At 44.6% G+C, this 24594-nt stretch carries 24 protein-coding genes; 10 read left to right on the top strand and 14 right to left on the bottom strand.

Features of this window, described 5'->3' with window-relative positions:
- Positions 1 to 64 precede the first annotated feature (64 nt).
- The 4 genes from A5870_RS01800 (at position 65) to A5870_RS01785 (ending at position 4272) form a co-directional block, all read left to right on the top strand.
- Positions 65 to 1657: an alpha-glucoside-specific PTS transporter subunit IIBC gene (locus A5870_RS01800; protein ID WP_016609922.1), complete on the top strand. Its 1593-nt coding sequence runs from the start codon at positions 65 to 67 to the stop codon at positions 1655 to 1657.
- Positions 1658 to 1670: 13 nt separating this feature from the next.
- Positions 1671 to 3002, top strand: coding sequence for a 6-phospho-alpha-glucosidase (locus A5870_RS01795; RefSeq protein WP_008379332.1), 1332 nt, complete (start codon positions 1671 to 1673; stop codon positions 3000 to 3002).
- Between the two features lie 63 nt (positions 3003 to 3065).
- Positions 3066 to 3839, top strand: a complete 774-nt coding sequence (locus A5870_RS01790) for a MurR/RpiR family transcriptional regulator (RefSeq protein ID WP_086291622.1) — start codon at positions 3066 to 3068, stop codon at positions 3837 to 3839.
- The gene (locus tag A5870_RS01785; protein WP_005233546.1) at positions 3832 to 4272 is read left to right on the top strand and encodes a hypothetical protein; all 441 of its coding nucleotides are present in this window, start codon (positions 3832 to 3834) and stop codon (positions 4270 to 4272) included. Before A5870_RS01790 ends, A5870_RS01785 begins: the two co-directional genes overlap by 8 nt.
- A gap of 55 nt (positions 4273 to 4327) precedes the next feature.
- On the opposite strand, the gene A5870_RS01780 is transcribed toward A5870_RS01785, so the two are convergent.
- Both A5870_RS01780 and A5870_RS01775 read right to left on the bottom strand, forming a co-directional pair.
- Entirely contained in the window at positions 4328 to 5158 is an 831-nt protein-coding gene (locus A5870_RS01780) for an endonuclease/exonuclease/phosphatase family protein (RefSeq protein WP_086291621.1), read from the bottom strand.
- Between the two features lie 93 nt (positions 5159 to 5251).
- Positions 5252 to 7426, bottom strand: a complete 2175-nt coding sequence (locus A5870_RS01775) for a PTS transporter subunit IIBC (protein ID WP_086291620.1) — start codon at positions 7424 to 7426, stop codon at positions 5252 to 5254.
- A gap of 251 nt (positions 7427 to 7677) precedes the next feature.
- Here A5870_RS01775 and A5870_RS01770 point away from each other — a divergent pair, with 251 nt between their 5' ends.
- Together A5870_RS01770 and A5870_RS01765 are read left to right on the top strand one after the other, a co-directional pair.
- Positions 7678 to 9942: a glycoside hydrolase family 65 protein gene (locus A5870_RS01770; protein WP_086291619.1), complete on the top strand. Its 2265-nt coding sequence runs from the start codon at positions 7678 to 7680 to the stop codon at positions 9940 to 9942.
- 107 nt (positions 9943 to 10049) lie between these two features.
- Positions 10050 to 11069, top strand: coding sequence for a LacI family DNA-binding transcriptional regulator (locus A5870_RS01765; RefSeq protein ID WP_005227844.1), 1020 nt, complete (start codon positions 10050 to 10052; stop codon positions 11067 to 11069).
- 78 nt (positions 11070 to 11147) lie between these two features.
- On the opposite strand, the gene A5870_RS01760 is transcribed toward A5870_RS01765, so the two are convergent.
- On the bottom strand, positions 11148 to 12113 hold the full coding sequence (locus A5870_RS01760; protein WP_010749060.1) for a ribose-phosphate diphosphokinase: 966 nt from the start codon (positions 12111 to 12113) through the stop codon (positions 11148 to 11150).
- A gap of 71 nt (positions 12114 to 12184) precedes the next feature.
- Positions 12185 to 12724 (bottom strand): C39 family peptidase, encoded by a 540-nt coding sequence (locus A5870_RS01755; protein WP_086291618.1) that lies wholly within the window; start codon positions 12722 to 12724, stop codon positions 12185 to 12187.
- Positions 12725 to 12864: 140 nt separating this feature from the next.
- Here A5870_RS01755 and A5870_RS01745 point away from each other — a divergent pair, with 140 nt between their 5' ends.
- On the top strand, positions 12865 to 14757 hold the full coding sequence (locus A5870_RS01745) for a M13 family metallopeptidase (RefSeq protein ID WP_086291617.1): 1893 nt from the start codon (positions 12865 to 12867) through the stop codon (positions 14755 to 14757).
- A 50-nt stretch (positions 14758 to 14807) separates the two neighbouring features.
- On the opposite strand, the gene A5870_RS01740 is transcribed toward A5870_RS01745, so the two are convergent.
- The 3 genes from A5870_RS01740 to A5870_RS01730 are packed head-to-tail and all read right to left on the bottom strand — an operon-like array spanning position 14808 to position 16410.
- Complete coding sequence (locus tag A5870_RS01740) at positions 14808 to 15107, bottom strand: hypothetical protein (protein WP_005227832.1); 300 nt, start codon at positions 15105 to 15107, stop codon at positions 14808 to 14810.
- Positions 15108 to 15671: a cysteine hydrolase family protein gene (locus tag A5870_RS01735; RefSeq protein WP_005227824.1), complete on the bottom strand. Its 564-nt coding sequence runs from the start codon at positions 15669 to 15671 to the stop codon at positions 15108 to 15110.
- Between the two features lie 43 nt (positions 15672 to 15714).
- Positions 15715 to 16410 (bottom strand): 5'-methylthioadenosine/adenosylhomocysteine nucleosidase, encoded by a 696-nt coding sequence (locus tag A5870_RS01730; RefSeq protein ID WP_005227823.1) that lies wholly within the window; start codon positions 16408 to 16410, stop codon positions 15715 to 15717.
- A gap of 151 nt (positions 16411 to 16561) precedes the next feature.
- Between A5870_RS01730 and A5870_RS01725 the strand changes: the two genes are divergently transcribed.
- Positions 16562 to 17164: a class I SAM-dependent methyltransferase gene (locus tag A5870_RS01725; RefSeq protein ID WP_086291616.1), complete on the top strand. Its 603-nt coding sequence runs from the start codon at positions 16562 to 16564 to the stop codon at positions 17162 to 17164.
- 57 nt (positions 17165 to 17221) lie between these two features.
- On the opposite strand, the gene macP is transcribed toward A5870_RS01725, so the two are convergent.
- Positions 17222 to 17518, bottom strand: coding sequence for a cell wall synthase accessory phosphoprotein MacP (macP, locus tag A5870_RS01720; RefSeq protein WP_005227820.1), 297 nt, complete (start codon positions 17516 to 17518; stop codon positions 17222 to 17224).
- A complete protein-coding gene (locus A5870_RS01715; RefSeq protein WP_081117807.1) occupies positions 17511 to 18089 on the bottom strand; it encodes an NUDIX hydrolase in 579 nt (192 codons plus the stop codon). Before A5870_RS01715 ends, macP begins: the two co-directional genes overlap by 8 nt.
- 218 nt (positions 18090 to 18307) lie before the next feature.
- Here A5870_RS01715 and A5870_RS01710 point away from each other — a divergent pair, with 218 nt between their 5' ends.
- The gene (locus tag A5870_RS01710) at positions 18308 to 18949 is read left to right on the top strand and encodes a 5-bromo-4-chloroindolyl phosphate hydrolysis family protein (RefSeq protein ID WP_081117808.1); all 642 of its coding nucleotides are present in this window, start codon (positions 18308 to 18310) and stop codon (positions 18947 to 18949) included.
- A gap of 96 nt (positions 18950 to 19045) precedes the next feature.
- Positions 19046 to 20239, top strand: coding sequence for a toxic anion resistance protein (locus A5870_RS01705; RefSeq protein ID WP_060792554.1), 1194 nt, complete (start codon positions 19046 to 19048; stop codon positions 20237 to 20239).
- Between the two features lie 84 nt (positions 20240 to 20323).
- Here the strand turns inward: A5870_RS01705 and A5870_RS01700 are convergent, their stop codons facing one another.
- The 5 genes from A5870_RS01700 to A5870_RS01685 all read right to left on the bottom strand — a co-directional run bounded on the left by A5870_RS01700 (position 20324) and on the right by A5870_RS01685 (position 24590).
- Positions 20324 to 21655, bottom strand: coding sequence for a sensor histidine kinase (locus A5870_RS01700; protein ID WP_086291615.1), 1332 nt, complete (start codon positions 21653 to 21655; stop codon positions 20324 to 20326).
- Positions 21649 to 22335, bottom strand: a complete 687-nt coding sequence (locus tag A5870_RS01695) for a response regulator transcription factor (protein ID WP_086291614.1) — start codon at positions 22333 to 22335, stop codon at positions 21649 to 21651. Before A5870_RS01695 ends, A5870_RS01700 begins: the two co-directional genes overlap by 7 nt.
- 74 nt (positions 22336 to 22409) lie before the next feature.
- Positions 22410 to 22568, bottom strand: coding sequence for a hypothetical protein (locus A5870_RS17225; protein WP_170920075.1), 159 nt, complete (start codon positions 22566 to 22568; stop codon positions 22410 to 22412).
- A gap of 41 nt (positions 22569 to 22609) precedes the next feature.
- Positions 22610 to 23923, bottom strand: a complete 1314-nt coding sequence (locus A5870_RS01690) for a PASTA domain-containing protein (RefSeq protein ID WP_086291613.1) — start codon at positions 23921 to 23923, stop codon at positions 22610 to 22612.
- Positions 23916 to 24590 carry an ABC transporter ATP-binding protein gene (locus tag A5870_RS01685; protein ID WP_008379303.1) on the bottom strand — a complete coding sequence of 225 codons (675 nt, stop codon included), beginning with the start codon at positions 24588 to 24590 and terminating at the stop codon, positions 23916 to 23918. The genes A5870_RS01690 and A5870_RS01685 overlap by 8 nt, the downstream gene beginning before the upstream one ends.
- Positions 24591 to 24594: the final 4 nt, after the last annotated feature.

The following is a 24594-nucleotide window of genomic DNA, read 5'->3' as shown; positions in this document are numbered from 1 at the left end:
AACCGCTATCTTTCTTTTCTATACTGAGGTTGTAGTAAAAATTGAAAGGAGATGTTAAGAAATTATGATGGAAAAAGTTCAGCGGTTTGGCGGTGCGATGTTTACCCCGGTTCTCTTGTTTTCATTTTCGGGGATCATGGTCGCGCTGTGTATTATCTTTAAAAATCCGATGCTTGTGGGGAGCATCGCCACTGAAGGCTCTACTTGGTACAACATTTGGACGATCATTGAAAACGGTGCGTGGACGGTCTTCAACCAAATGGAATTATTATTTGTCATTGGATTACCGATCGGTCTCGCAAAAAAAGCCAATGCGCGAGCGGCAATGGAAGCCTTTGTCGTCTATATTACTTGTAATTATTTTATTTCTGGCATGATCGAGTACTTTGGCAACTTCTTCGGTGTCAACTTTGCAGCTGATCCCGGCGGTGAGAGTGGCTTGAAAATGATCGCCGGCATCAAAACATTAGATACTGGTATTATCGGAGCAATTTTTATTTCGGCGATTGTCGTCTATCTTCACAACAAATTTTTCGATACGAAGCTGCCTGATTTTCTCGGAATCTTCCAAGGCTCTTCCTTTGTCGTGATCCTCGGATTCTTTTTGATGCTGCCAGTTGCTTTCTTGATCGCATTGATTTGGCCAAAAGTCCAAGCTGGCATTGGGTCCATGCAAGGGTTTCTAGCAAGTGCTGGGGTCTTTGGGGTCTGGCTCTATACTTTCTTAGAGCGAATATTGATCCCCACAGGTCTCCATCATTTCGTGTATACCCCCTTTGTTTTTGGTCCCGCTGTCGTCGAAGAAGGGATCTCCAAATACTGGATGGCACATTTACAAGAATTTGCCCAGTCCACCAGACCATTGAAAGAGCTTTTCCCTGAAGGGGGCTTTGCTTTACATGGCAATTCTAAGATCTTTGCTGCACCAGGGATCGCTGCTGCTTTTTATTTCACAGCCAAGCCTGAAAACAAAAAGAAGGTCTTAGCGATTTTGATCCCTGCCACTTTAACTGCCGTTTTAGCTGGTATCACTGAGCCATTGGAATTCACCTTCCTCTTTATCTCACCACCCCTCTTTGCGGTGCACGCTGTTTTAGCAGCGACCATGGCGGCAACGATGTTTGCCTTCGGGGTCGTTGGAGATATGGGGGGCGGCTTGATCGATCTGTTGGCGAAGGTCTGGATTCCGCTATTTCAAAATCATCGCAGTATGATCTTCACGCAGCTGGTGATCGGGTTAGCCTTTACTGCCCTTTATTTCCTTGTTTTCCGCTTCTTGATCCTCAAATTTAAGTTAGCCACACCAGGACGGGAAGAAAACAATAGCGAAGTCAAACTGTACACCAAAAAAGATTACAAAGAAAAACAAGCCAACACTGGAACGCCAGTGATTGCTGGTGCCAATCGCTATACTGAACAAGCCGCAGTCTACTTAGAAGGGTTTGGCGGTCGCGACAACATTGATAAAGTCACTAATTGTGCCACTCGCCTAAGAATCACCGTCAAAGATCAAGACCAAGTGCTGCCAGATGATATCTTTAAAGGCGCTGGTGCCCATGGTGTCGTTCGCAACGGCAACGCCTTCCAAGTGATTGTTGGCCTGGATGTGCCACAAGTGAGAGAACAATTCGAAAAATTATTAGCTGTATCAGACTAAGGAGGAAACAAAAATGAAAAAATTTTCAATCGTGATCGCCGGAGGCGGCAGTACTTTTACCCCAGGAATCGTCTTGATGCTTTTGGAACACTTGGATCGTTTCCCGATTCGCCAAATCAAGTTTTACGACAATTTGGAAGAACGACAAGAAAAGGTGGCACAAGCTTGTGAGATTTTATTGAAAGAACGCGCACCCGAAATCAGTTTTTTAGCAACCACTGATCCCGAAACCGCGTTTCAGGATGTCGATTTTGTGATGGCGCATATCCGAGTTGGCTTGTATGCGATGCGCGAAAAGGATGAAAAAATCCCTTTGAAATATGGTGTGGTCGGCCAAGAAACTTGTGGTCCTGGCGGGATCGCTTATGGGATGCGTTCTATCGGCGGTGTATTGGAGTTAGTCGATTATATGGAAAAATATTCTCCTGATGCGTGGATGTTGAATTATTCCAATCCCGCAGCGATCGTCGCAGAAGCGACTCGTAAATTACGCCCTGATGCCAAGATCATTAATATTTGTGATATGCCAGTGGGAATCGAAGAACGGATGGCGCAAGCGATCGGCTTAGCTTCTCGCAAAGAATTGGTGGTTCGCTATTATGGCTTGAATCACTTTGGCTGGTGGACAGATATACGAGACAAAGCTGGCAATGATTTGCTGCCGCAGATTCAGGCGCATGTGGCAAAATACGGCTATTCATTGCCAGAAGAGATCGAAGCGAGCCAACATGCTGATGCTAGCTGGATGCACACCTTTGCCAAAGCAAAAGAAGTGTACGAGGTTGATCCATCCACTTTGCCAAATACCTACTTGAAGTATTACTTTTTCCCTCAAGATGAAGTGGCGCACACCAACCCATCTTTTACACGGGCAAATGAAGTCATGGCTGGTCGCGAAAAACACGTCTTTGGTGAATGCCAACGCATCGTAGAAAACCAAACAGCGACTGACACCACGCTTGAAGTGGATGAACACGCCAGCTACATTGTTGACCTTGCACGAGCGATTGCTTATAACACGCAAGAACGAATGCTGTTGATCGTGCCTAACGAAGGAGCGATCGTCAACTTTGATGAGCAGGCAATGGTAGAAGTGCCTTGTATCGTCGGCAGTAACGGAGCAGAACCAATCACACAAGGCAAGATCCCTCGCTTCCAAAAAGGATTGATGGAACAACAAGTAGCCGTAGAAAAATTAGTCGTGGAAGCTTGGGCAGAGGGTTCTTATCAGAAGCTATGGCAAGCACTGATTCTTTCAAAAGTGGTACCAAATGCCCGTGTAGCCAAAGAATTACTCGATGAATTGATTGAAGCAAATCAAGCCTTTTGGCCAGAATTACACTAGCCAGCGTTCTTCGCCTCCCCTCCTGGCTTTTCAGCTATACTTAATCCATAAGGAGGGGTTTTTGTGAAATTACAGTATTTGATTCAACAGCACCAATCAGAGTTAAGTGAACTTGATCGTGGCATTCTGAACTATATTCTTTCCAACGGCGATACTGTTCTATCTATGGGGATCGTCGAGCTATCCGAGCAGGTTCACGTCTCAAAGTCATCTATTTTACGGTTGACGAAAAAACTTGGTTTTTCTGGCTATTCCGAGTTCAAATATTTTCTACGGCATCAGCAAGAACAGATAACAACGATTTCGCAGCAAAAAACGATTTTTGAAAAACAACAAGAGGATATTTTCGCCACCCTCAACTATGTAAAAACGGTAGACTTAGCTGCCCTCAACCGCTTGTTTGACCGCAGCAAAACCATCTACTGCTACCCAACTGGGTTTTCCCAAAAAAAAGCACTGGAGGAGTTTTCCAAAATGATGCTTTCTATGGAAAAACGAGTGATCGTATTGCCGAACAAAACGGAATTTGATATGGTCATGCCGATGATCACTACCGAAGATTGTGTGATCATCGCCTCACTCAGCGGCGAAACAGAAAACGTCAAAGAGAATCTGACGACTTTTGCGATTCGTCAGATTCCCCTTTTGACATTGAGTGCGCCAGGAGATAATTATTTTGCTCGCCATTCAACGTTTCACCTGACCTATTATTGCGATTTTTTTCAAATCGGTCGCAAGAAAATCCCTAGCCAGTCTTTGATCGGACTGAGCTGCTTGATTGATTATTTGATCCGTTCCTACGGACTATTCACTTTACAGGAGGGCAACCATGACTAAACGAAAATGGGCGTTTCCATTGATTTTACTGAGTTATTGGCTTTTGATCGCCGGTGCTTACTATCTTTATCTTTCCTTGACTGCCTTCAACCATGGGATGACCTTTGCCCAGTACCTCAACTCGCAACCGTTAGCCGCTTTAGGGGTCTTGTTAAGTAGTCTCCTTTTGCTGCAAGGGGCTTGCCTGTACTTTATCCAACGGTTTTCCATGAGTAAAAAAGGCCTTTTGGGACAGTATTTATTCCTGATCTTCTTCCAGCAGTTACTGACAGCGAATGTCATCGGCGCAGGACTCGTCTTTTTTACAAGAAGAAGTCTTTCGAGTCAGGAGGAAAACGCAACCTGGGGCGAAAAGAGTTTTACCTATGGGGCATTAGCATTCATTCTTTTATTGAGCTTATTCTTTTTCCTCCTTGTTCGATCAGCGATTTAACTTCCCCAAAAAGAAAAGCAGTGCCGGTTGGCACTGCTTTTTGCTGTCGTTTCTGCTAGTTTGGCTCTGTTTTTGAAGCAAAAACCACTTTGATTCCAAAGTGATCGCTGACGATCGGAGTACGCGTTCCGTCAAAAACGACTTCATATTCCGTTGCTTGCAGGTCTTTGGATGTAAAAACATAATCGATTCGCAACGCTTCTCGATTGTCTTGCCAACCATCAATGGCTTTAACGACAGAGGCTTCCCCGATCGTTTCAGCAGCCGTTAAAAAGCTGTCTTGCAGCTGTAAGGAGCTGTCAAGGACCAGTTGATGCCCAGAACTGGCGGCATCGTTGTTGAAATCACCTAGGATCAATAAGGTATCAGCCCGTTCTGCTAAAAATGCTTCTGTCTGTTGCCACTCGTAGGCAAATTTACCGTCTTGCCACCAAGAAAAATGACAGCTAATGACTTGTACGATCTGTCCATCGGCTTCAGTCACGCCGCTCAGGTTTTTGCGTGTGGTATGATCCCAGACATCCGTGGCTTGTGAAGCAAGGTATTCTTTGGCAATGATGGGCTGTTTGGACAATAAGGCATTGCCTTCGTGGTAAATGTCATAGCCTACATGACTGTAAGTCCATGACCAATAGTAATCACAGTCTAACAGTTGCAGTTCTTCCACTAGGCGTAAAGCAAAATTGTCCTCCTTGATTTCCACCAGCGTATCTGTTGGGCAATAAAGCCCATCAGGAACGATGGTTTGAGCAGCGATCGTTTGGTTGACTTCTTGCAAGGCGATGATGTCATAGTCGCCTGTTGCAATCTCTTTGGCGATCATTTTGCATTTTTCTAGCTGATTTTCTTCTAACCAGCTATGGGTGTTCAATGTTAATACCTTCATGAATAAGGCTCCTTCTCTCGGTTTGCTTGTACGATTCCATTTTAAAATAAAAGAGAGCAGGTCAACAAAAGAGTCGACCCGCTTGTCATTTTATTATAGTTTTACGATTCCAACAACTGCGGCTGCTTGTTGCTTGCCGATTTGGGTCAATTCAAAGGAATCGATTTGATCGCTGTTGGTCAACACTACAACGATGGTGGTGTCTTTGCCAGCAGCACTTACTGCAGCGAGATCCATCTCCGCTAACTTGTCACCCACCGCCACTTGTTGTCCTTCAGTGACAGCTACCGTAAAGGGTGCACCGTTTAAGTCAACGGTATCTAATCCCATGTGAACCAATACTTCGATGCCTTCATCAGAAAGCAAGCCGATCGCATGCTTCGTTGGGAAGATGTTGGTGACTTTCCCGCTGATTGGTGCGACAACTGTCGTCTGCTCTGGACGTATACCATAACCGTCACCCATCATTTTTTCCGCAAACACTTGGTCTTTGACAGAGGTGATCGGCATCACTTCTCCAGTGGCAACAGCAGCTAGTTCAGCTGTCACGCCTTGGCTTTGATGGGTAGTCGTTTCTACTGGTGCTTGACTAGCAGTCGGTTCGGGAATCGTGACACCAGAATCTAAGATATCTTGAATGTCTGATTTTAAGACATCTGCTTTCGGTCCATAGACTGCTTGCACGCCATTGTCTTTTACGATCAAGCCTAACGCCCCTGCGGCTTTCCACGCTTTTTCATCGCCGACCGCTTCTCGATTTTTCACAGAGACCCGTAAACGAGTCATACATGCATCAACGTCGGCGATATTTTCACGTCCGCCTAATAAATGAATGATTTTCACGACTTGCGAATCTGGGTTCAAATTGCCATCCGCCGAAGCTGTTGCTGGCGCATCGCTGGCTCCTTCTGTTTCGTAGTTGCCGTTTCTACCTGGTGTTGCAAAGTTGAATTTTTTGATCAAGAAGTTGGCCAAGAAATACATCCCAACACCAAAGACGATGGTCACTAACACAAAGTTGATCAAATCTTGTCCTAAGCCGGCATTGATCGCCATTGGGGTACGGGTCAACAACTCGATATTCCCAAAAGAGTGGACCCGTAAGTTGACGATATCCGCCATCGCAAACGCCGCCCCTTGTACGACTGCATAAACGATGTAAAGCGGTACGGCAGCAAACATAAACATGAACTCCAACGGTTCCGTTACCCCTGTCAAGAAGACAGCGATAGCAGCTGATAAATACATAGAGGTATATTTGTGCCGTTTGTCCGCATCGACATTGCGATACATGGCATAAGACAAGCCCATCAAGATCCCAGATGAACCAATCATTTGTCCAACTTTAAAGCGGGCAGGAACAAAGTTTTCCAATAAAAATTGATATTGTGACGTATCGCCAGCATTGCGCATGTTCACTAGATCCGTTGCCCAAGCAAGCCATAAGGGGTCTTGTCCAAAGACTTGGGTGCCGGCTTGTGCGCCAGAAAGAATCGTGTAAGTTCCACCTAATTCGGTGTAATTGATCGGGATCGTCAACATGTGATGCAGCCCGAATGGTAAGAGCAGCCGCTCCAAGGTTCCAAACAAGAACGGTGCTAAAACGGGCGCACTTTCTTGTGATTGCGCGATCCATAAACCGAAATTATTGATACCGGCTTGAATGTAAGGCCAAACGATCGATAATACTAATGCGACGACCACTGAACGGGCAATCACCACGAAAGGGACGAAGCGTTTGCCGTTAAAGAAGGAAAGCGCATCCGGTAATTTGCGGAAATTATAGTATTTGTTATAGGCTGTTGCCCCCACAAAACCGGCGATGATCCCGACAAAGACGCCCATGTTCAAAGCCGGTGCTTCTAGTACACTAGTAAAGAAGCCGTCGATCATGATCTTTGTCCCAAACAACGTATGGGTGAAGGCGCCTTCTTCGGTTAACATCGCGCTTGTCACGCCAAAGATCGAACCAGTGATCCGGTTGATCAAAATAAAGGCGATCCCAGCAGCAAATGCCCCACCAGCTCGCTCTTTTGCCCAACTACCACCAATAGCTAATGCAAATAATAAGTGCAGGTTACCAATAATTGCCCAACCAATGTTTTCAATGACGCCTCCTGTAGTGATCAAAAATGCCCAGTCGGCATTGATCATTGGGATCGTTTTCCCAATACTGATCATCAAACCAGCGGCTGGCATAACAGCGACAACCACCATTAGCGCTTTTCCGAATTTTTGCCAAAATTCGAAGCTCAATAATTTTTTCATCTTCCTTCTTCCTTCCCTGAATCGATTTACGCAATCGGTTTCTTAATGATTTCATTCTAACGGAGAAAAAAGATTTTGTAAACCCAGAAATATCAAAAGGTATTCTATTCGCTTTTTCGCCTTTATCTAACTGAATCTTTCCTTCTTTATGTTTCCCAACAGGAAAATCTACAAACGCAACAACTTTCACTTGACGATGCAATCGTTTGCGCTTATGATAGAGATATCAAAAAGATTCTGGAGGGACTTTCATGAAAAAAATCCAACGATTGTTCGAGATCGATCCATGGAAAATCGCGACATCTACCTTAGATAAAGAAAATCGTCGACTGCAAGAGTCGCTAACAAGCATCGGGAATGGCTACATGGGAATGCGCGGCAACTTTGAAGAACAATACAGCGGCGATCATCACTTAGGTACTTATATCGCTGGTGTCTGGTACCCAGACAAAACCCGTGTCGGCTGGTGGAAAAACGGCTACCCTGACTATTTTGGCAAAGTGATCAACGCGGTCAACTTTATTGCAATGGACCTATTTGTCAATGACCAATTAGTCGACTTAGCAAAAATCAGCCCAAGTGATTTCCGTTTAGAACTAGACATGGAAACCGGGATTTTACGCCGCAACTTTACTGTCACTTTGGCAGGCGCCACCGTAAAATTCTCTTTTGAACGCTTCTTGAGCATCGTAAAACGTGAACTTGCCCTCATTAAGATGGACGCTGAGATCATTGAAGGCGACGCTGAGATCAAAGTCGTTTCTAAACTAGATAACAATGTCCATAACGAAGACAGCAACTACGACGAACGTTTCTGGGAAGAATTGGCTCATGGCCAAACCGAAACCTTCCATTATTTGACCACTCGGACCGTAGAAAATAATTTTGACATTGAACGCTTTACTGTCACTTCTGCTATGCGTCATAGCCAAACACCGATCGATTCCGTGAAAAGCGAGCTTTGCGTTGCTGATACCTTTGCCTTTTCTGGAACAGCCGGTGACACCTTCTCATTGATCAAAGAAGTCTTGATCGTTACGAGTCGTGATGTTCCCGCTCATGATCATCCAGCAAAAGTCACCGAATTAGGCACTTTATACAAAGCAGATTACGATGCATTGCGTGCAGAACAAGTCGCTGCTTGGAAAGCCCGCTGGGATTTAGCCGATGTGATCATTGAAGGCGATGCTGCAGCGCAACAAGGGATTCGTTTCAACCTGTTCCAATTGTTTTCAACCTATTATGGCGAAGACGAGCGCTTGAACATTGGACCGAAAGGCTTTACTGGTGAAAAATATGGCGGTGCGACTTACTGGGATACCGAAGCCTATGCAGTTCCATTGTATTTGGCATTAGCAAAACCAGAAGTGACCCGTAACTTGTTGAAATACCGTCACAACCAATTGCCGCAAGCCCATATCAATGCGCAAAAACAAGGCTTAGCAGGTGCCCTTTACCCAATGGTGACCTTCACTGGGATCGAATGCCACAATGAGTGGGAGATCACTTTCGAAGAAATCCACCGAAATGGTGCCATCGCTTATGCCATCTACAACTATACGAATTATACTGGCGATACAAGTTACCTGAAAAAAGAAGGATTAGAAGTGTTAAGCGCGATCTCACGTTTCTGGGCAGATCGTGTCCACTATTCAAAACGCCAGCAAAAATACATGATCCATGGCGTTACAGGACCAAACGAATACGAAAACAATATCAATAACAACTGGTACACCAATAAAATGGCTACTTGGGTCTTAGCTTATACCTTAGCCAGCTATGAAGCCTTCAAAGACGAAGCGACTGTCACGATCTCTGACGAAGAACAAGCCAAATGGCAAGACATCATCGACAATATGTACTTCCCAGAAGACCAAGATCTTGGTGTGTTCGTCCAGCATGATACCTTCTTAGACAAAGACTTGATGCCCGTTTCCGATCTTGATCCAAAACATTTGCCGTTAAACCAAAATTGGTCGTGGGATCATATCTTGCGCTCTTGCTTTATCAAGCAAGCCGATGTTTTGCAAGGGATCTACTTCTTCGGCGATCAATTTAGCAAAGAAGAAAAACAACGGAACTTTGATTTCTATGAGCCGATGACAGTGCATGAATCTTCCCTTTCTCCAAGTATCCATGCGATTTTAGCAGCGGAATTAGGCATGGAAGAAAAAGCGTTGGAAATGTATGAGCGGACTGCTCGTCTTGATTTGGACAATTACAACAATGATACCGATGATGGCTTGCACATCACTTCTATGACCGGCAGCTGGTTAGCGATCGTTCAAGGTTTTGCTCAAATGAAAACTGATCACGATCACTTAGGGTTTGCGCCATTCTTACCTAAAACTTGGAGCCGCTACGCCTTCCACATCAACTATCGTGGACGTCTGCTCTTTGTTTCCGTCAATGAGTCAACGGTGACTTTGAAGAAAATCAGCGGTGAGGCATTGCCAATCAAGTTGTATGGCAAAGACTATGTTTTAGAAGACGAAATCAGTACAGCGATCAACTAAACAAGCCTTCTGAAAGAAGAAATGTCTGCATTTCTTCTTTCTTTTGATTGGCTCTACCCTTGTGCCGACACTTTGTGATACTATAAGCTAAAAAAGGAGGGAAATCAGTGAGCATTACGGTCAAAGATGTCGCCAAAAAGGCTGGCGTCGCTACATCCACGGTTTCTCGTGTCGTAAACGATCATCCCAGCATTTCTGAAGATACCAAGAAGAAAGTGCGCAAAGTAATGGCAGAAATGGGCTATGTCCCCAATCTTGCGGCTCGAAATCTCGGCAAACAGATATCCAGTGCCATTGGCGTGATCTTGCCGCCTCTTGATTCGAAAGAACGACTAGGAAACCCCTTTTATTTAGAAACGATCGAAGCCATCAATGAAGAGGCCCGCCATCATCAAATGACGGTTGCAGTTGCCTCCGCCCGTGACTTTGCTACATTACTAAAAAACGTGGAACGGATGCACCTGCAAAAACAAGTAGATGGCTTTATCTTGGTCTATTCCGATGAAAAAGACCCCATCATCGACTATCTGGTCGAAAAAGAAGTCCCTTTTACCTTGATTGGTCAACCATACAGCAATGAAGACAAAATCGTTTTTGTCGATAATGACAACCAGTTGTTAGGCAAGCAAGCAACTGAGCATCTGATCGCCCAAGGGCATACGAAGATATTATTTGCTACCAATACGACCCATGAAAACCTGTATTTCGAGCGTTTCTTCGGCTACCAAAAAGCCATGATGCTGGCAAATCTCCCCTTTTATCCAGCATTGACCTTTGAAAAAGCGGAAGATTACGTCACGTTTGAAGAAACGATCAAAGAATCCCAAGCAACAGCCATCGTCGTGATCGATGATCTGTTCGCTGTGCGGATCATTCAATTAGCAACGATGTATGGCTACAAAGTCCCCGACGACTTATCCATCATCAGTTTCAACAATTCGATCTTTGCTACTTTGACCCATCCGTATTTGACTAGTATCGATATCAACGTGTTGTCCTTAGGAAAAATCGCTACCGAACGGCTGATGGCGCAATTGAATCACGAAGATTCAAACGGCGTACAGCTGGTCGTACCACATAAGCTGATCAAACGAGAAACGGTCTTAAACCGCAACCAGTTGAACTGATTCGCTGGGTCTGATCCACTTCCCCTTACATGCAAAAGCACCCGCTGTCCCTAAGGATAGCGGGTGCTTTTCATATTATTATTTATACTCTTTGCTTTCCAAGCGGAACAATGGACTCATTGGTGTATTTTCATGAATGCGGCGAACGGCTTCCCCCATCAATTCAGCACAAGAAATGTAGTGCAGTTTTTCTGGATGGCGTTCTTCGCTAGTCCAGCAAGAATCGGTGACACAAATACTTTCAATCGCTGATTGATCCAAAATTTCTTTAGCTGGCGGTGAAAGCAAGGCGTGAGAGACACAAGCATACACTTCGCTGGCACCAGCTTCCTTCAACAAGTCTGCCGCTTTTGCCAATGTATGGCCGGTATTTAAAATGTCATCAACCAAAATACATTTTTTCCCAACAACATCACCAATCACATAGCCGCCATCGGCTTCATCTTGATCGACGATCGCGATCGCTGTATCTAAGTATTCTGCCAAACTACGGGTCCGTTGGACACCGCTGTTTTTTGGTGAAACCACGACATAGTCGTCACCCGTCATTTTTTGTTCGCGATAGTAATGGGCAAACAATGGGATCGTAAAGAGATTATCCACTGGGATGTCGAAAAATCCTTGAACTTGGACGGCATGCAAATCAAGCGTCAAGATTCGAGAAGCCCCTGCTTCCACCAGCATATTGGCAATCAATTTTGCAGTGATCGGCTCATGCGGGTTGGCGGTTCGGTCTTGCCGTGCATATGCGTAATAAGGCAAAACGACATTGATGGTCTTCGCACTAGCCCGTTTCATCGCATCGATCATGATCAATAGCTCTAAATAGTGATCATTGACGGGTTCATTCGTCGATTGAATGATATAAATATGGTCGCCCCGCACACTTTCTTCAATATTGATGGCAATCTCTCCATCACTAAACTGTGTCACTTTTGACTTCCCTAGTTCTGTACCGAAAACTTTCGCAATGTTTTCTGCTAATGGTAAATTTCCATTTAAACTAAAAATTTTCAACGAACTATCTTTATAACTTTCGCCCATGATTGCCTCCAATGAATGTGGTTGTTTTCTTCTATTCTAGCACAAAGTGACTGTTTTTTTAACCGTCTCGTTCAAGGAAGTGTGACGGTACCGTTTACCCAACTGGCGGGAATCACTTTTTTGTAGTTGCCCCAGTTGTCGTGAATTTTAAAATAGCGTTCTCCGCTGGCGGTTTCAGCGTAGGCGTAAGCCACGACCCAATGATTGCCATACGTGCTGCCTAAAGGCTTCAAAATACCGATGATCACCGGTTTGCCTTCATCGATTCGTTTGCACGCTCGATGCCAGCCGCCAACAACAGTCGCACGTCCGCGGTAAGGCAATTGGAATTGATCGAAAAACCGAGTCAATCCATGACTGACCTGCCAAGCGATCGTCGGCAACCCATGAGGCTGAATCAGCACCCGCAGCATTTCCGTCACTACTGTCAGATCCCGCTGTTTTTTTCTACGAAATGCTTTTGGGATGATCGTTTCGTCGATGTAATCTTGATAGTAGGCCAAAAAGACGGCTGCCGCATAGGTGCCGCATAAATACCCTGAAGGAGTGACCCACTGCTTATACGGACGAAACCGCTCTTCGGCGATCCCTTTCCACTCTACTTGTTCCATCTCGTTCACCTGCCTTTTTTCTTATTATACCTTAGATTCTCCTCCTACTTGGATCAAAACCCTTTTTCGCCTAGAAAACTTTTCTTTGCGTCCTTACAGATTTTGTTTCATAATAGTAGAAAGCGAGAGGAGCGAAAGACATGACAACCTTGTTAAAAGATGATTTTTATGACTATGTAAATGGCGAGTGGCTGGAGACCGCTGTTATTCCAGCAGATAAACCCGCTACGGGTGGATTCCAAGATCTCGTTGACGGAATCGATTCCTTAATGATCGCAGAATTTGAAAATATGGCACACGATCCCCATGCTACGCCAAAAGGCCGCATGAAGGATGCTGTGGCTTTTTACCGCTTAGCCAGCGATTTTGCCCAACGAGAGGCAGCTGGCGCTACTGAAGCAAATGCACTATTAGCAAAAATCGAAGCGTTGCCTTCTTATGAGGAATTGAATCAGCAACTGGCAAGTTTCGTTTTAGAGGGCATTGCCTTGCCTTTCCAACTAGATGTCGATGCAGACATGAAAAATGCGCAAATGAATACTTTGTCGGTCTATCCGCCTGCTACTATTTTGCCGGATAAAACCTATTACACAGAAAATCCCCAAGCAGGCGAAATGCTGCAAGTCTACTTTGAGATGGCCGTCAACGTGTTAGTTGCTTACGGAAAAGACCAAGCAGAAGCGGAATCGTTGGTAGAGCAAGCGATCGCATTTGATAAATTGATCGCTCCTCATGTCCGCAGTGCGGAAGAAAGTGCGGATTATAGCAAAAACTACAATCCTCGCTCCTTGGAGGAATTTGCAAAGCAAGCCAGCAAGATCGATTTTAGACAACTCTTGACGGCCCTTTTACCAGGGACACCAGAAGAGCTGATCGTAACGGAACCCGCTTACTTTGAAGCCTTTGACATTATTGTTTCTGATAGCCATTTTGAACTCTTGAAAGGCTGGATGATCGTCAACCAAAGCTTGCGCTATACTAGCTATCTGAGTGAAGAATTGCGTCAGTTAGGCGGAACCTACAGCCGCTACTTATCAGGGATCGATGAAGCGGCTCCCCAACAAAAAGCGGCTTATTACTTAACGATGGGTCATTTCAGTCAAGTGATCGGTGATTATTATGGACGCAAGTACTTTGGGGAAACAGCGAAAAAAGACGTCAAACATATGGTGGAAACAATGATTGCTGTCTACCAAGAGCGTTTGCGCAACAACACGTGGTTAAGTGAAGAAACCCGCCAAAAAGCGATTATCAAATTGAATCGTTTAGGCATCCATGTCGGGTACCCTGATCAAGTTCCTGTCATTTATGACCAGTTGCATACCGATGAAGAGAAAAGTCTGCTGGCGAATGCCCTGCATTTCAATCGTTTGTTCCGAGAAGATGCCTTCAAAAAATGGCAGCAGCCTGTGGATCGTGAGGAATGGGAAATGTCCGCCGCTACCGTAAATGCCTACTATCACCCATTTAAAAACGTGATCGTTTTCCCAGCGGCAATCTTACAAGCGCCCTTTTATAGTTTGGAACAATCCACCAGCGCAAATTATGGGGGGATCGGCGCGGTCATTGCTCATGAGATTTCCCACGCCTTTGACAACAACGGGGCAAAATTTGATGAATATGGTAATTTAAACAATTGGTGGACAGAGGAAGATTTGACACACTTTGAACGCTTAGCTCAAGCGATGATCGACGAGTTTGATGGCCTGCCCTTTGCCGGCGGTACCGTCAACGGCACATTGACTGTTTCTGAAAACATCGCCGATGCAGGCGGACTAAGCTGTGCGCTAGAAGCAGCGCAAAAAGAAAGCGATGTTTCTTTAGCAGACTTCTTCACCAATTGGGCAAAGATCTGGCGTACAAAAGCCAAAGAACAATACCAACAGCTCTTACTGTCGATCGATGTCCACGGACCAGCTAAACTACGGGCCAATATCCAAGTTCAAAATATCGATGAATTCTATACAACCTTTGATATCAAACCTGGTGACCCGATGTATCGTGCACCAGAAGATCGTGTGCAGATTTGGTAAACAAAAGCGCAAGCAGATTTTTCTGCTTGCGCTTTTTCTTCGCCAATTGTTTATTTCTGCAAAGCTTTTTTCATCATACTGATCACAGAATCGAATTGGGAATGCTCATTGACGACTTGATCGGCTTTTTGCCGATTGGGGCGGTCTTTTAGAAAGTCGAAGATTTGGTTTTCATTCTGGATGCCTAATTTAGCCATAAACTCATCCAAGTTCTGAAAATCCGTATACTTTTGTAAGAAGTCATTGTTCAACAACGCCTTCACATCAAGATCCCCTTTTTGATACGCTTGATAAAGGCTAGTCAGTTCACTGAAACTGAAATTTGCTTTTAATTGATCCATCCATCCCATTTATGCTTCCTCCTTCGCAGAAATGATTTTCGCGCCTAGGGTATTTTCAAAATGGCGTAGTGCCCATTCATGTCCGACCGCGTCAAAGCTGGCAACGGTATCTGCATCGATCACCAGTTGGTAGCCTAAATTATAGGCATCCACTGCTGTATGCAAGACACAGATGTCGGTACAAACGCCGGTCAGGTACAATTCCGTAATCCCTCTTTCCCGCAGACGGATGTCTAAGTCGGTACCGCTAAACGCGGAGTAATGGCGCTTGTCGATCCAATAGACATTTGGCGCTTCCTGATAGTTTTCATAAAGCGGTGCTAGACGGCCGTAGAGATGTCGCCCCGTACTGCCCGCAAGATTGTGGGGTGGGAACAAGCGGTTTTCAGGATGATAGTTGTCCGTTTCCTCATGACGATCAATGGCAAAAACGACATACTCACCGGCTTCGATAAAGGCTTGCGTCCGAGCTACTAAGGCAGCTTCAATCGCTTGCCCAGCAGCACCCGTGGTCAATCGTCCCTCATCTGCAACAAAATCAAACGTATAATCAATGGATAGTAATGCTCTCATGCTTCCTTCCTCCTCGTACGGATCGGCTCTCCTGTTTTTTAAGTTACTTTAATGTTTCAACGAATGCCAAGACCATTTCAGCGGAACGCTTGCCAGCTTCTAAGATAAACTCATCAAAAGAGACGGTTGCTGCGTGGTCGGCGGTGTCGCTGATCGCGCGCACGATCAAGAAAGGAATATTGAATTGCTGCGCGGTCTGTGCGATCGCGGCGCCTTCCATCTCACAAGCCAAGGCATCTGGAAAATGTCCTAAAATCTCCTGTACTTTTTGCGGGTCATGAATGAAGCTGTCACCGGTAACGATCAGTCCCTTTTTCACGGTATGATGGGTCGCTTCTGCGGCTTTCGTCATCTCACTGATCAAATAGCGGCTGGCTTCATAATACAAAGGCATCCCACCAGGCAACTGGCCATATTCATAACCAAAGCCCGTCACATCGACATCAAAATAGGCCACTTTATCTGAGATCACTAAATCCCCTACTTGTAAACCGGCACCGATCCCACCAGCTGATCCAGTATTGATCACCATATTGACCCCGTATTGTTGGATCAATAAACTAGTGGTGATCGATGCCAGAACTTTGCCGATACCTGAACGAACGACGATCACTTCATGATTGCCGATACTTCCTGAAATAAATAGTGCGCCGCCGCGTTCCCAAGAAAGCGGTGAAATCAACTGTTCCCGCAACGCCTTGATTTCTTCCTCCATTGCACCAATAATACCAATTTTCATGTGTTTGCCTCCTGCTTCTCGTTTATTTTTCACCCTTTAAAATGAAAAACAACAGAAATTCCCACGTATCTACTGACGTGTTTTTCTCCTTTCATGATAAACTAGTTTTGACGAAACGAACAGTTTTTTGTCATTATAAAAGGAGGCACTTATGTCTGAAATTTTCAACGCCATGGCAGCAAAATACGATACCCCTGAACGGATCGCGTTAGCACACTTGGTCACCCAAACTCTTGAACCTTATTTTAAAGACAACCAGCACCAAACTCTGATCGATATCGGCGGCGGTACCGGCCTAGTAAGTCTGCCCTTAGCAGCTTATGTCCAGCACTTAGCTATCTGGGATACTGCCCCTAACATGATCGAGGTTTCTGAAAAAAAAATCAACCAACTGCAGCTGGCCAATGCTTCTGCAACTGTCCACGATCTGCTGCAAGAATCCTTACAAGCAAAAGCAGACGCGGTGCTGCTATCCCTCGTCTTGCTGCATATTCCTGACACAGCCCCTATGATGGAAAAACTATACGCCTTGCTGCAGCTGGGAGGAACCCTTTATCTAGTGGATTTCCTCAAAAATCCCGCCGTGTCTCACCCGCTGGTTCATAATGGGTTCGATCCTGCCGCATTGACTCAACTGGCTGAGACGACTGGTTTTGCAGTTACTTCCTTTACCGTTTTTCATGAAGCGGATCATTTGTTCATGAATCAGCCAGCTGCCATGTTTTTAGCTATTTTGAAAAAGCCGACCGAATAACAAAAAAGCCGCACTTGCAGAAGATGCAGAGACGGCTTTTTCTTAGTACTAGATGAATCACAACAAAAAGATCGCTAAACCGACGACGACTAACAATAAAGTGACGATCACGATGGCTTTCATTAAAAAGCGATTCAGATCCCGAGATTTTTGGTTCTCGCCCGCACGGGTCTTCGTGATTTCTTTGTTTTTCTTGCGGACTTTTCGGTAGTGGTTATCGATTTGTTTTTCTTTTTGTTTCCATTCTTTCTTGCTTTGTTTTTCTACGATTTGCTGATTGCGTTCAGCTGCCGCTTGTTCTTCTTCGCGTCGGCGTCGAAGCTCACTGCGGGTGATCAATGGTTCTTTAGGCAAGTCCGTTCCTCCGTTTCAATTCCAGCAACTCCCAAAATTGGATCGCAAACACGGTCTTCGCATCACAGATCGTTCCATCAGCGATAGCGGCTTGTGCCTGCTCTAAGTTCAATTCATAGACTTCCAGCACTTCGTCTTCGTCTTGCGGTAATGGATTGGTCACTTTTTCCAGCTCTTTCGCATAATAGACGTGCAAGATTTCATTCGCAAAGCCTGGTGAAAGGTACATAGAAGAAACGTGCTCCAGCGTTTTTGCACGATAGCCGGTCTCTTCTTCTAATTCCCGGGCACCAGTCAAATCCGGACGAGCACCTTCTCCTGGATCGATTTTTCCTGCTGGTATCTCTAAAATCACTCGCTCTAATGGTTTTCTGAATTGGCGAACGAACAGCATCTTGTTCTCACTCGTCAAGGCGATCACGGCCACACCGCCTGGGTGAAAGACGAGTTCTCGTTTGCTGGTCCCGCCATTTGGCAAGGAGACATCATCAACCACTACATCAATGATTTTGCCATGGAAAATTTCATTTCGTTGGATCGTTTTTTCTTCAAAATCTTTAAATTCTAACATCTATCGACACCTAACTTTCCTCATACGTCTTATCTATCAAACACTTTAGCATAATTTAGAAAAAATATCTTCTTAAGAAATAGCAAGAAAGCTTATGAATTTACTAAATATCGGAAAATCCACCCCAAGTCTGATATTTTTCTTTTAGTGAACATGCTAAAATAAAGATGTCGAATAACCCAATCTACTTGTCCAAGAGATTTTTAGGAGGAGGAAAAATGAAAAAAAACATCTGGCTGATCGTTGGTGCGATCGTCCTCATCAGTATTATTTTTAACGTAGTAGGCGATTCATTTGCGAGCCTATTATTAATCGTCGGTGCGATTTTAGTCTACGTCGGTATCAGAGGACGTAAAGTTCCAGCAACCGATCCACAAGTTTTGCCTTCTTTAACGAGAGAAAGAGAAGCCCATTACTTGAAAAGCGGGATGACTACTCGTGAGATCGAATTGTTCCGGGAAACGATGAATCAGACGAAACACCAAATCGATAAATACCAAAAAAATATCACTAGCAATAACAAGTTAAAAGCCATTGACTTGCGTCACGATGCTTTGCGTGCCTCAAAAGCTCTTTTCAAAGAACTCGTAAAAGAACCAACCAAGCTGCCTTTGGCAAGTCATTTCCTTTATACCCACTTGCCCAATATGGTCGATTTGACCGATAAGTTCATTGAAATCAATAGCCATGAGATCAAAAGTCGTGAGACCTATGATAAAATCGAAGAAAGCACCCAAATCATCGAGCAAATGGCTTCCTTGATCGCCAAAGACTACTCCCAATTTGTAGCAGACGATCTTGATGACATGGATGTTGAGTTATCCATTGCCAAACAAAGCATAAAACGAGATAATGAATAGGGATAGATTCTGATTGGCAACAAGAAAAGAATCTAAAAAAAATCTAGCCCAGGCTAGATTTTTTTCGAAAGCAGACAATTATTAGGAGGAGTTATTATGAGTGAAACACCAAATCAAGCAAAACCCGTAACGGATACGCTTGACGATTTATTGAACAACCCATTTTCAACCCCTGTCGACACTTTGACCACCACTCAACAAGCGGAAATCAGTCAGCTGAAAGAACAGCAAACGGCACCGCGTTTGATTGATAAATTACCGCCAGAGCGTCAAGCACAGGCCCAAGAATTAGCCAGCAAGATCGATGCGACCGACCAGCAAGCGGTCATCACCTATGGTGCAGCTGCCCAAACCAAACTTGGAGAGTTTTCCCAATCCATGTTGAACCATGTCCAAGCAGCTGATATCGGCCCTGTGGGCGACTCATTGACGGAGTTGATGTATCGCTTGCAAGAAGCCAATCCAGACGAACTGCGTGCAGGGGAAGGCAACTTATTCAAGCGAATGTTTGGTAAAGTAAAACAATCCATTTTTGAAATCACCGCTAAATACCAAAAAATCGGTGCCCAAATCGACAAGATCGCCGTCAAATTGGATAAAGAAAAAGACGGTTTGCTAAAAGACAACATGATGTTGGAACAGTTGTATCAAAAGAACAAAGATTACTTTGATGCATTGAACATCTACATTGCCGCTGGCGAGTTGAAGATGCAAGAATTGCAAACCAAAATCATTCCTGAAGCCATGAAAAAAGCAGAAGAAACGAATGATCAAATGGACGTACAGATCGCCAACGATTACACGCAATTTCTTGATCGTTTAGACAAACGGACTCATGACTTGCGCTTGGCACGTCAAATCACGATCCAACAGGCACCGCAAATTCGCCTGATCCAAAACACGAACCAAGCGTTAGCAGAAAAAATCCAAGCTTCTGTCAATACAGCGATCCCACTATGGAAAAACCAAGTGGTCATTGCCTTGACTTTATTGCGTCAAAAAGATGCAGTTACGGCACAACGCCAAGTTTCTGAGACCACCAATGATCTATTGAAGAAAAACTCAGAAATGTTGAAAGTTTCTGCTATTGAAACAGCGAAAGAAAACGAGCGCGGCATCGTCGATATCGAAACCTTGCAAAAAACACAAAACGACCTTGTGGAAACGATCCAAGAAACATTACGGATCCAAAAAGAAGGAAAAGAAAAACGTCGTGCTGCCGAAGTGGAATTGGGTCATCTAGAAGAAGACTTGAAAGACCGCTTATTGGATTTAACTAGCAACAAGTAAATTTCACCTATCAAAAGAGGACTTCCATTCATGGAGTCCTCTTTTTTTGAAAAATTTTATTTAAGTGAAGGCAGCGATCCAATCTCAATGAAATGAAACTTCAAAGTGATTGACGCCTTCTTGGTCTACCGTCAAACTGATTTGTGCCTGCAACATTTCTGTGATGGCTTTGGCGATGGCTAAACCTAACCCATAGCCACCGTCTTGATGGTTGCGAGAAGGATCCCCGCGGTAGAAGCGGTCAAAGACATAGGGATTTGTTTCTTCTGGGATCGGACAACCACTGTTGGAGACTTGCAGCACCGTTTTTCGTTGGCGTTCAACGAGTGCCACTGTGACGGTTTCTCCAGCGGGCGTGTATTTCAAGGCATTGTCTACCAATATCATGGTCAATTGCCGCAAGGCTTGCTCATTGCTTTCAAGGCTAACCTGTTTAGCGATCTGTTCCTGATAGTGGATCCCTTTTTCCAGCGCAATGGCCTCCATGCTTTGATAAACACTTTGCACGACTTGAGTGGCATCAATCACCGAACGCACGACTTCTTGCTCGGCACTTTCGAATTTGGTCAATAGCAGTAAGCTATTCACTAGCTCATCCATCCGTTCGGAACCTAACTGAATGTTTTCCAGCCATTTCATTTGGCTTTCCAAGGTTTCTTCTGGACTGCCAGCTAATACTTCGGCATTAACTTGAATGATTGCCAGTGGTGTTTTCAACTCATGGGAAGCGTTAGAAACAAACTCTTTTTGTTTGCGCCAAGCCAGTTCAACTGGTCGCAAGGCTCGATTGGCGACGTAAAAACTAGCGATATAGATACTGGCTAAAGCTAAAACGCCGATGAGCAAAAGCGTGTTTCTTAAGTTGCTTAGACTGGTTTTGTAGTCGGTGACGTCAAAGAACAGCACTTGATAAAATGGCTCGTAATTATTGATACTGGTGGAATATTCCCCTATTGCATCGTGATTGATTGAGTATTGATTGAAAGAAGTCACTAAAAAGAGCGCATACCGCCAATTTCGGCCATTCACCTTCACTTCGTTAGGAATCTCCCCTTGTTTCGTCGCTGCATCGACCAATGCTTCATAAAGCTCGTTTTGATCGACGCTCTCATCAATACTTTGAATCACGACATCCATTTGATCCACGTCGACTAGAGCGATTTCTCTGAACTCACTGGTACTATTCGTGATGGTCAACATCATTGGATACTCAGGTTCTGTCAGTGATTGCCTTACTTCGTCCTCCTCTAGAGGTGCCGCACCTAAACTGTTTGCTTCTTGCGAGATTAGTGATTGAATCTCATTTTCGATTTGCGTGGCATTCAAAATATAGATAAAGGTAAAGGCACCTAAGACAATAATCGAGGTCAATGCCATATTGAACCATAGCATTTTATTTCGCAATTTTTTTAACATGGCGGCTCCTTGCTCTGCAAAATATACCCGGCATTGCGGATCGTGCGAATGCCGATATCCGCTTCTAGCAGCGTCAGTTTTTTTCGCAGCAAAGATACATAGATCTCAACACGGTTTTCTTCCACATCGGGATCAAAGCCCCAAATCTTATTGATGATGGTTTCTTTTGATAAAATCACTTTAGGTCTGGCTAAAAATAGCTCCATCAGTTTCATTTCTTTTGGTGACAGCACCACTTGATTGGTCTTCGTAGCCAACTGCAGCTCATTACGCGCCAAGACCACATTGCCAAATGCTAACTGGTCTTCTTGGTAATCCAAGTCTTTTCTTCTGCCTAGCGAACGGATCCGCGCCAGCAGCTCTTTCATTTGAAAAGGCTTCGTCAAATAATCATCGGCTCCTGCATCTAAGCCAAGCACCTTGTCATCGACTTCGCTTTTGGCCGTCAACATAATGATCGGCGTCCGGATGTTTTTCTTGCGTAACGTCTTTAGCAATGTGATCCCATCGATTTTTGGCAGCATGATATCCAAAACGAGAATGTCATATACACCACTCGTAGCATAATCTAATCCGGTTTCGCCGTCAAAGGCCAAATCAACGGAATAATGGTGTTTCTTCAATAAGCTGGCAACCGCTTCTGCGATCGATGGCTCATCTTCTACGAATAAGATCCGCATCGGTCAGTCCCCCTTCTACACTCATCATTTCTTTTTTCAATCACTTTTCGGTAAGCACAATCATTCCTTTAGGATCATTCCAATTGTTCTCCAATAAAACGTTCTGTTGAAACGATCCGCATGTGTACACTTGATTGATGAATCCACATGTGTAGCAACAATGCTACCATACCGCTTAGTAAAAAGACAAACAGCTTTTTCCTAAGTTCTTGAAAATTCTCTTGATGACGCATGGGTTTCCTCCTTTTGCAGGTTGACTAAAAAAAGAAAGCGACTATTCAGGATCAGGTGCCGCTGGGGCTGTCTGATTGCCTAAACTGATATCAAAGGTGATCGTATCTTCTAACGGCAGAAACTGATTGAACTTGCTCATCCCCACGATCGTTCCGTAGGGTTCTGCTGAGTTGACGTAACGGACTTGATAGCTGATGTTCGCCCCTTTTGAACGGAATTCATCAAAGAAAAGCTTTTGCAGATCTCCTTCAAGGTATTCTCCTCGACGATAATCTCTGATATACGGTTGACCTGCGGAGTAGACGACGTCAATCCCTTGGTCATCTTTGCTAGTCAGGACTGTCCCGGCGGACTCGCTTTGGGAGATCAGCTGTCCGTAAGCCAGACTCTGAGTAAACTGCATCCGCACCCGTACATTGACGCCCTCAACAGCGTCCTGGGCATCATCTGGTAAAATCGTTGAAAAGTCCGGTACGGTGACTCCTTTTCCTAGGGAAATCGTTACTTGAAACGCATCCCGTTTCGCGATTTTTTCTTTTGGTGCCACGCTTTGTTCAATGACTTTGCCTTCTTCCACAGTGTCTGAAGCCTGTTCTTTGACTTCTAGGTCCAGCTCATGGACTTTCCCCCATGTTTCTACCTCTGAACGGGTTTTATCCTTAAAGTCAGGTACCTCAATATCTTTTTCAAAGGTTTCTTCGCCTTTTGAATAAAAGACTCGTCCGACATCTCGACGATGATAGTTTTCTCGTGAGACTTCTTTATTGGTAAATTCTACTCGAATCGGTGCTTTTTCCTCGATCTCATCGTGGTATTCATCGACGATCGTCAAATTGCTGGCTTGATTTTTTTCGATCCACTCTGCTGCCTCGTCTCTGGTCATTTCCATAAAGTCTGGCAACGCCAATTTCTCTTCTGGATCTGGTCCTTGGCTAACCGTTAGATGCAACGTGCTTCTTTTTCTGACTCGGCTTCTGGCAGCTTCTTCTTGGGCAATCACTTGATTGGCTGGGGCTTCATTATAAGCTGGTGTGACAGCAACCGCAAGATCATGTTCCGCCGCCCATTCCCTGACCTCTGAGATCTCTTTGTCCACAAAGTTATCCAACCGGACATACGCCAATTGGAAAAATAAAAAGCCGCTGAGTATAAAGAGTCCGAGCAGGGCAGCTAGTCCCAGCAGCCTTTTTTTCCGCCGCTTCTTTTTGAAGGAGGGATCGTGTTCGATCCCCTCTTCTAAAGAAGCTGAACCCTTTTCTTTGCGGGAAGCACGGGAAGAAGGTGCTTTAGCTGTAGCTGATTCCTTGTTTGGCTCTTTCGGTTCTTCTTCAAACTTTGATAAAAAATCACTCATAGGCTGTCAACGCACCTTTTTTTAAGTAAAATGTCTGATCTGACTGCTTGGCAATCTCAGTCGAATGGGTCACTACGATGATGCACTTGTTGTGGATCGCCGCTAGTTCTTTAAAAATATCCACGATTTCTTGTTCCATGCCTTCATCTAAGTTCCCGGTAGGTTCATCGGCTAAAATGATATCAACATTGGTCGCTAAGGCACGAGCGATGGCGACCCGCTGCTGTTCCCCACCGGAAAGCTGATTGACGAAACGATCGGCTTTCGTGGAATTGATGCCGATATAGTCCAGCAAACGATACGCAATTTGATCGTGCTGATCTGGTAGTTTGTTGTCTGAAATCGCCATTGAAACAAGGACGTTTTCTAAAGCCGTCAAATAAGGGATCAAGTTGTAACTTTGAAAAATCAAACTGATCTTGTTGCGGCGATATTCTTCATAACCGATCGTTTTGATATTTTTTTCTTCAAAAAACACTTCCCCATCGGTTGGCTGATCCAATGCACTGATCAAGGAAAGAAAAGTGGTCTTTCCTGAGCCTGATTTTCCTAAGATCGTGTAAAATTTGCCTTTTTCAAAGGAGATATTGGTTTTATCTAAAATTTTCCGGCGATTCTCGCCATCTTGGTAGTAATACGTCATGTCTTTTGTTTCTAAAATTGCCATGTTC

Origin of the sequence: Enterococcus sp. 2G9_DIV0600, from assembly GCF_002140615.1 — a bacterium.
Lineage (GTDB): Bacteria > Bacillota > Bacilli > Lactobacillales > Enterococcaceae > Enterococcus_D > Enterococcus_D innesii.
The sequence above is the reverse complement of the archived record's forward strand: the minus strand, read 5'-3'. Positions and strand labels throughout refer to the sequence as shown.